Here is a 7,088-nt window from a genome sequence, read left to right on the forward strand (position 1 = left end):
GTCCAGGACGTTGCGGATCGCCGTTCCGTGTCTTCTGAGTACCGAACCGGTGTCATTCGGGTACCGATGTGACGTTTGGTGGTGTCTTCCGGGTACCGGCTGGTGTCTTTTTAGGTGTCGTCTGGGTCTTTGTCGGCGGCTACGTCGTCGGTGATTTCGTCGATTTGCATTTGACCGACGATGAGATGGCGCGTTTCCACGACAGCGCGCGCATCGTCCGCGAGCATTGCGCGATGATCGCCGATCGACTGTGAATGGCGGGTGATTCCGGGCACTTCCTCAGATGTGTGGCGGAGCTTTTGTGACTTTTCGGCCTATCGACGCCGCCATTGCATCGAGTACTCCATTTCGCCGGTGGACTCGTCCAGATCTTCGTTTTGGAGTGTGAACCCTTCCCGCTGGTAGAAGCGCACCGCGTCGACATTCTTCCGGTACGCTTCCAATGTCAGCGCGTCTCTTCTGCGTTTCACGTGGTCCATGAGCTGTTTGCCGATGCCGTGTGACTGCATTCCTGCGGCGACAAAAAGACCTTCGACATGGTCGCCGTTCAAACCTATGAATCCCTGCACACCCTGGGCATCCTCGTACACGTGGACTTCCGCCAACGGCAGCGCTTCCCGCACGTATTCAAGATTGCTCTTCCAGTATTCCGCTGGGATGAAGGAATGCGCCTGCAGGTTCGTTTCTAGCCATATGCTGGCGACCCTGTCCATGTCCGACGTGCGTAATGCTCTGATCATGACGATTGACTTTCCGGGGAATCGTGCCTATTCCAGATTTATTTTAGCGACGCGCATTGAATCGGTTTGATGCCGCGACACGCCGGCTTTGCCTTTCGAAGAATCTGTTGTATTCTAGTCAAGTTGCGTTTCACGGATAGACACCGGGAAACGTTGGATAATTGGAGAATTCGCCTAGTGGTCTATGGCGCACGCTTGGAAAGCGTGTTGGTGTAACAGCCTCACGAGTTCGAATCTCGTATTCTCCGCCCGGATTGGAACCCCGGAAACCGTTGGAATCATTCGGTTTCCGGGGTTTTGCTTTGGTTCCTTCCGATTGTCGGTTCCCTCCAGGTTCCCTCCGTTTCGACACCTTTGGCCCCGACCTGCCGCGCGTGTCACATATCGGAACCGACGATTCCGAAAACGCCTTCGAGCCTTCGCCTGCCGTGTGTTCGTCATCGAAGTCCGACCGCGCCCCATGTGTCCCGTCAGTGGGCCGATTCGAATCCCTTCATGTTCTCCGCGCATTTTTTTCGTTTTGGTTCGCAACAATCCCGGACGCCCGCCGCGCAGCGCGATGCGCCCATGCGGTCCGGCCCAGCGCGAAGGTCCCCCCGGACCCCCTCCGATGAACGCCACACGAACGCATACGGGTGCCATGAAAGCCCATTCGAACCGTCAATCGACTCCTTGATACATAGACAAGAAGCCGAGGAACGTCCGTCGGTCGGATGGATCCGAAGGAGAAACCGGCAAACCCCGCCGCCGGCATCCCTCCTCCGGGTATTCGCCAGCGAACGGCACCGGCACCGCCATGACCGCCAAGGAGAAGACATGAGCCCGGACCCCATCCGCCGCAAAGGCAGGAAGACACTCGCCAAGGTATACGATTCCCTATCCGACCCGGAAGAAGCCCCGGACAGGTCGCGCATCATCGGGCTGCCCACCAAGAAGGAGGCGCGCGACATCCGGGACGAATTGACGGCGGCGGCGTGGGCCGGCGGCAAATCGGTGTCGCGCATACGGACGGCCAAGGAATACATAAGCATCGTCGAATCATTCTTCCGCAAGCTGCGGGCCATCAAAAACACGGAGACACGAACCCCGCAGGCGGGTATTCCGTCCCTGCGGGGACTGCTGAGGGACACCCGCGTAACCAACCTCGACGAGCGTGAAAGAATGCTTGAGATCTTAAGCGCGGATACGGCAATCCTGCTTGTCGGCAGGAAAGACCTCCGAGGCAAGGGAGCCCGGATACTGCTGGCCTTGAACGAGACGCGACTCAGCATGGGAAAGGCGACGATCCTCCTGGCCCACGGAACGGAAAAAGATCACAAAGCCGTCCTGCCCGCATACAAGCCCAAGTTCTACCGGCGATAAGCAATAAGCGATAGGCAAAGGCGCGAAGTGGCATTCAGGCGGCCCACCCCTTCGCCCCGGTCGCACACGTCCGGCCGGCCGCCGTCCCCACTTCCGCCCCGCCCTTGAAGCGTTTGTGTCGCCATCACGCACCCACGGGCCGGATCCGGCCCGATAAGCCCGTACCGCACCCCCACCCCGGCCACCCACGGGTATTCGCCCGCCACCACCGCCGGCGTAGGCCGTGGAAGCAACGATGCCACCCGTGGCAAGAGTGGCGATGGCCGCGAGAAGGGCAATACCCCTCCTCAGCCACTTCGGCCTCTCCTCGGGCGGAGTCTCAACATTATGCTTGTTAAGCTGCATAACTCTCCTAATCTTGAATTGCAATCACACTGGCCACGCCTGAATACCCTAGGAACGAGCACGGCGAGGCCTTCACAGAAAGTAGCGACTGATTACGGGTTGGGGCTGAGGGAAACGTAGCGTGGAACTGCCTGGTTTGCGCTTGGAGCAAATGGGGCGACAGGCCTGCGAAAAGCTGGTTCACGTGCTTCCTACCCCCTCCGAACCAACCGTTGACACTCCCATACTCATTAGATGAAAATGCTGGCAATGCCGCGTTTCAATTCTCAGGGAATTCTCAGAATCGAAATGGCAAAATGAAGACCCGCCCCTGAGCGAACAGGAGCGGGTCACTAAGGAGGTGAGTACCGGCAACTACTCAGTCAACAGGCTGACACTGATTACAGCGGCAGTCGTTCTGCTTCTCGCGATCGTGCAACACATGTGACCGCCCTCCATCCCGCAGGTGTGACAGCACCAGCGGGATGACTACTGAGCGCCCCATCACCAGAAGCCAATTCTAACGACGGGGCACTTTTCTTCGCATATTTACTTATGGAAAAACCCCACCTCAATGAAGAGGTGGGGCTTATCGGAGGGGAGCGTTATCAGTGCACAATCGGAGCGTAAGGATCACCCGGAGCGTTAGGGTCGCCATGCCCGCCTGAATTGGAGAAGTCGAAAGTCCTATGGCTGCCGCCGCCGTTGTTGGGGGGCGTGTAGGACTGCTGCGGGGCGGTGTAGGACTGCTGCGGGGCGGAATACCCACGGTTGGAGGAATACCCGCTGCCGGAGCCGCCGTAACGGTTGTAGGACTGGGTGTAGGAGCTTTGCGGCTGCGCGGCTGCCGCGGCTGCCTGCGCTTGGGCTGCCGCGGCTGCCTGCGCTTGGGCTGCTGCCTGCGCTGCCTGTGCTTGGGCTGCTGCCTCGGCGTCGGCCTTGTCCTTCGCGGCCTTCGAATCGGTCACCCGCTTGACGGCGGCGTCCAGCTTCGCCTTGGCGTCGGTGTACGTCTTCGGGTCGGTCACGCCCTTCTTGGAAAGGGTGCTGTTCGCCTCGGCGATGGCCTTCTTAAGGCTGTCGCGGGTGGCGTTGTCCGCCACCTTCCCATCCGTGTCCTTGAGGGTCTTGCCCGCGCTGTCAATACCCCGCTTGAGCTGGTCCTTCGCGCCGTCCAGCTCCTTCGCCAGCTTGCTGTCACTGACGGCCTTGAGCGCGGCATTGAGCGCCCTCGCTTGGGCATCGGCCTCGTCCGCGTCCGTGGCATTGGCCTTCCTCGCGGAAGCGAGCTGCCACGCCAGCCACTCGCTGGGGGCGTCGTTGGGGACGCCCTTGAGCGCCTTGGCCTTACTGATGGCGGCGTCGAGCTTGTCCAGCAGCTTCGGCTCCTTGAGCTGATCCGCCTTGTATTCGGTGGCGGTGGCCTCGTCCACGGCCTTCGAGAGCGCCTTATCAGCCGCTTCCGCCTGCGCTACCGCCTCATGGTAGGCGTTGTTCTCGTGGTGCGTCCAGTAGGCGTAGCCGCCGCCAATACCCGCCAGCGCCACGATGATGACAGCGACGATGATGGCGGTGAGTTTGGCGGGCTTGATACCCTTGGGCTTGCTCTCCTCTGGGGTGGCGTCATCCATGGTTTCCACTTCCTCTGATGGCTTCGTCATTGCTCTTCCCTATGTCCTTATGCGCTGGCACGTCGATTCGCCCATCGACATGGATGTAACGGCGCGGAGGCCGTCAGGCCGAAGCTCCCTATCCTGCGGGGGTATGGGAGACGGTCGCGCTTCCTTATCATGCGAATTCAATACTACATTGTAGCGAAAGCCACAACTTTGTGGCCTAGTGAGATGCGAACGCCACATATTTTTGGCGCGTGGCCGTTAAAGACGATTCGAAGGAATGGGCGAGGTACGCCAAGGAGCTGGGTGTCAACCTCCAGCGCCTCCGCGTCGAGCGTGGCCTCACCCAAGAGCGCGTGGCCTATGACGCAGGCCTGTCGAGATACCAGTACCAGCGAATGGAATGGGGCAAGATAGGCAAGGACACCCCCGCCAATCCCACGTTGAAGACCATCATGGCCGTGGCCCAAGTGCTCGGCGTCACCCTCGACGAACTCCTGCCGCCGTCATGGCCCGACCTGCACGCCAGGTAGGCTCTCCGCCGTCGCGGCCCTTGGCCCCGTTGGGTAGGCGGTGGCAAGAATCTTGGGTAGCCCGCCTGCCCCGTTTTTCCGCCTTACGTCCTTTTGGAGCCCGATATGCGTTCTGCCGACTGGGTTTTTCCTTTGGGGTCGGATACGACGTCCCGTTTCTTTGGGTGGCTCGGCGCGGGGCGCCTCCGCCTCTGCCGCCGCCTCGACCGCTTTCGCGAATCCGCCATCCCCTTGTTCAATATATAGGGAATCTCAACCCGCCTCTTCACTACACCCACTTTCATTTCAACCGGTCTTCCTATATTTATAAGAACCTGTAATTCCAGTGATTCAGGAAAACGAAGTTTTCTTCAACTGCCCTCTTGGCCACAAGAAGAGGAGGCACAGTGCGGATGGTTCGGTTCCCGCACTGTGCCGCAATACTTACTCGCAGCGGATTTCGACACCGCCAGCGTCGACCTTTATCCGCAGAGTGATCTCGACAGGGCCGTTATCGGCATTTAAATCGAGCCGAATGCACCGGCCTCCTTCCTCGGCGCCGATATCATCGGACCCGTTTCCCGCAGTCGATCGGGGGACGGTCTCGGCCTCAGGGGCCGATTCGTTATCCTGCGCCCCCCTGTCTGGGGTCGCATCGTTGCCCGCTTCGGCGAAACGGTCCCGACGTTCCTTCTTGAGCCCGGTCATGGTCAGCTCGCACCAGTTACGTGAGCCGCCCCACAATCGTGCTCCGAGGCCGTAATTCCATTTGTGTCTTCTGGTGACTTTCGGCTGGATTCGCTCGCATACGCAACGTTCGCTCCACACCACCGCGCCACGTTCCCATGCTTTCCCTTGATGGGCAACGGTTCGCGGCTCCGGCTTGGCGGATCCATCGGCGTTCCCGCCATATGAGGAGTCGGCCATCATCAGTCTCAGACAAGCCACTCGCCTCAGCCGTTCCCTCTTGCGCTGCCGTTCTTTTTCGGAAGGCCGGAACACCTCGAAGGGTTCGACAAACCGCACATTGGCGATTGCGCCATGAACCGGGCAGCATTCCGAGGGATTGACCTCGTCGAAGAGCGGAAGCCCGTCAACCGTCCGCTGCACCCACATCCGGTAAAGTCCGACCTTCTTTCGTTCGCTTTCGGTCAGACCGTCGATGTCCGCGACATCCTGCACCAAGCCATCGCGGATGCTTTTGGTCATGTAGCGCAGCAGCCGTTCGCCATCACAAAGCGGGGCGACCTTGTTGGCTGGCAGGTCGACGATCTGCCTGTTCATATCGTCGCCGACCTGTTGGATATCGATGACCGGGCCCCATTGCACAAGCGAGCCCTTCAGACGAGTGCCGCCGATGAGCTTGGCAAGATTGTCGGTGTTGACGTAGGTCTTTTCGTCGGGGAATCGCAGCAGCAGATGCACGTGCGCAGCCATCCGGGATTGCAATTCGATTGTATAGAAGTACGCCGAGCGCGGGTACTTCTTCCTCAGCTTGGTCATGGTCGCGTTCAGCAGACCCCCCAATTGCACGTTGAATGTCGCCATCGCGGCGAAGTTCACATCACGGTCGAAGTTCTGGGGTACACCGCTCAGGGGATACCCTTCCCCATGTTCCCTGCCGCATAACGGGCAACTCTTCCCCGCTCTATGCACGGGTACACCGGGTCGACTGAATGATGGTGCCGTCAGGGTTACGAACACGAACGTGCCGGATTTTTCCAGACCCGCCTTGCCTATGCTCAACACGTCAAGCTGTCTGCGCAATCGGCAGCCGCTGCAATGACCGCAGCGCACCTTCATGCCATTGGAACGGCGGTGGGGATGCAGGCACTGGGTCGGGTATTCCGCGTCCGCGGATGCCGCCGCTTTCGTCGTATCAGGCTCAGGATTGCCGAATAGCGGCACATCGACGTACGTGCCCTTCTTCGGCTCGGCGGCCTCGGTTTGATGTTTCGGGAAAACTGTCACCATCGCCGATCACCGCCCCTCGTTCACGACGGCGTCGATGCCAGCGTCAGCCCGGCGCAGGAACCGCCGTGAAGGATTTCGGGGAAAATCGCCATCGTGATTCCGATGAGGCCGATTCGTCGCCGGCGCGGCCGCAGACCTACCGGCACCGGCCAAAGCGCCAGCACCCCTTTCCGTTTTGGAATTGAAACCGATCGCCGCCGCATACGCGCCCATTCGCGGCTCATCGGAATCTGGGTTCTCGAATTTCCGCGAGATTCCCTGTCCCGCCCGCATCAACTGGTCGCGTCGCGGCCAGCGGCTGGCGATCTCCTCGCGCCGCACCAGTAAAGTTCGCCGGATTCGTATGAAGCTGAGGCCACCCAGCTCGAAACCGCCGAGAGCGGTTTTCTTGCTGAGTGTTCTCGCACCGACCCGGTACTCGCGTCCGGCATCGGCGGCCTTCAGCCACGTGGGTTGCCCGGCCACGGCCCGCCGCAACTCCTCCGCATCGTCCACGAGATCGGGGGCGAACGCGCGGAAGAACATCCGATGTTTGTGTTCAATGTGATGTGAGCCGAGTT

General features: G+C 60.2%; 7 protein-coding genes and 1 tRNA gene. 4 read left to right on the top strand and 4 right to left on the bottom strand.

The features are described from left to right. Positions 1–68: 68 nt before the first annotated feature. Complete coding sequence (locus tag OU26_RS10180; RefSeq protein ID WP_152571373.1) at positions 69–254, top strand: hypothetical protein; 186 nt, start codon at positions 69–71, stop codon at positions 252–254. A 60-nt stretch (positions 255–314) separates the two neighbouring features. Here OU26_RS10180 and OU26_RS09165 read toward each other — a convergent pair whose 3' ends face one another. Beyond that, on the bottom strand, positions 315–740 hold the full coding sequence (locus tag OU26_RS09165; RefSeq protein WP_026647265.1) for a GNAT family N-acetyltransferase: 426 nt from the start codon (positions 738–740) through the stop codon (positions 315–317). A 163-nt stretch (positions 741–903) separates the two neighbouring features. Here OU26_RS09165 and OU26_RS09170 point away from each other — a divergent pair. Together OU26_RS09170 and OU26_RS09175 are read left to right on the top strand one after the other, a co-directional pair. Beyond that, a tRNA-Ser gene (locus OU26_RS09170) sits at positions 904–988 on the top strand. Between the two features lie 568 nt (positions 989–1,556). Beyond that, a complete protein-coding gene (locus tag OU26_RS09175; RefSeq protein ID WP_026647264.1) occupies positions 1,557–2,102 on the top strand; it encodes a hypothetical protein in 546 nt (181 codons plus the stop codon). A gap of 932 nt (positions 2,103–3,034) precedes the next feature. Here OU26_RS09175 and OU26_RS09180 read toward each other — a convergent pair. Further along, on the bottom strand, positions 3,035–4,087 hold the full coding sequence (locus tag OU26_RS09180; protein ID WP_026647269.1) for a colicin transporter: 1,053 nt from the start codon (positions 4,085–4,087) through the stop codon (positions 3,035–3,037). A gap of 209 nt (positions 4,088–4,296) precedes the next feature. On the opposite strand from OU26_RS09180, the gene OU26_RS09185 reads away from it, so the two are divergent. Beyond that, positions 4,297–4,575, top strand: coding sequence for a helix-turn-helix domain-containing protein (locus tag OU26_RS09185; RefSeq protein WP_026647260.1), 279 nt, complete (start codon positions 4,297–4,299; stop codon positions 4,573–4,575). 423 nt (positions 4,576–4,998) lie between these two features. Here OU26_RS09185 and OU26_RS09190 read toward each other — a convergent pair whose 3' ends face one another. Both OU26_RS09190 and OU26_RS09195 read right to left on the bottom strand, forming a co-directional pair. After that, positions 4,999–6,528, bottom strand: a complete 1,530-nt coding sequence (locus tag OU26_RS09190; RefSeq protein ID WP_026647259.1) for a hypothetical protein — start codon at positions 6,526–6,528, stop codon at positions 4,999–5,001. A 6-nt stretch (positions 6,529–6,534) separates the two neighbouring features. Then, positions 6,535–7,088, bottom strand: a 554-nt coding sequence (locus OU26_RS09195) for a hypothetical protein (protein ID WP_206537853.1), incomplete at its 5' end; no start/stop codon positions are given.

Origin of the sequence: Bifidobacterium ruminantium DSM 6489 (assembly GCF_000770925.1) — a bacterium.
GTDB lineage: Bacteria > Actinomycetota > Actinomycetes > Actinomycetales > Bifidobacteriaceae > Bifidobacterium > Bifidobacterium ruminantium.

Excerpts from the sequence above, each read along its gene's own strand:
- OU26_RS09165 (WP_026647265.1), bottom strand. The coding sequence starts at position 740 with ATGATCAGAGCATTACGCACGTCGGACATGGACAGGGTCGCCAGCATA.
- OU26_RS09175 (WP_026647264.1), top strand. The coding sequence starts at position 1,557 with ATGAGCCCGGACCCCATCCGCCGCAAAGGCAGGAAGACACTCGCCAAG.
- OU26_RS09180 (WP_026647269.1), bottom strand. The coding sequence starts at position 4,087 with ATGACGAAGCCATCAGAGGAAGTGGAAACCATGGATGACGCCACCCCA.
- OU26_RS09190 (WP_026647259.1), bottom strand. The coding sequence starts at position 6,528 with ATGGTGACAGTTTTCCCGAAACATCAAACCGAGGCCGCCGAGCCGAAG.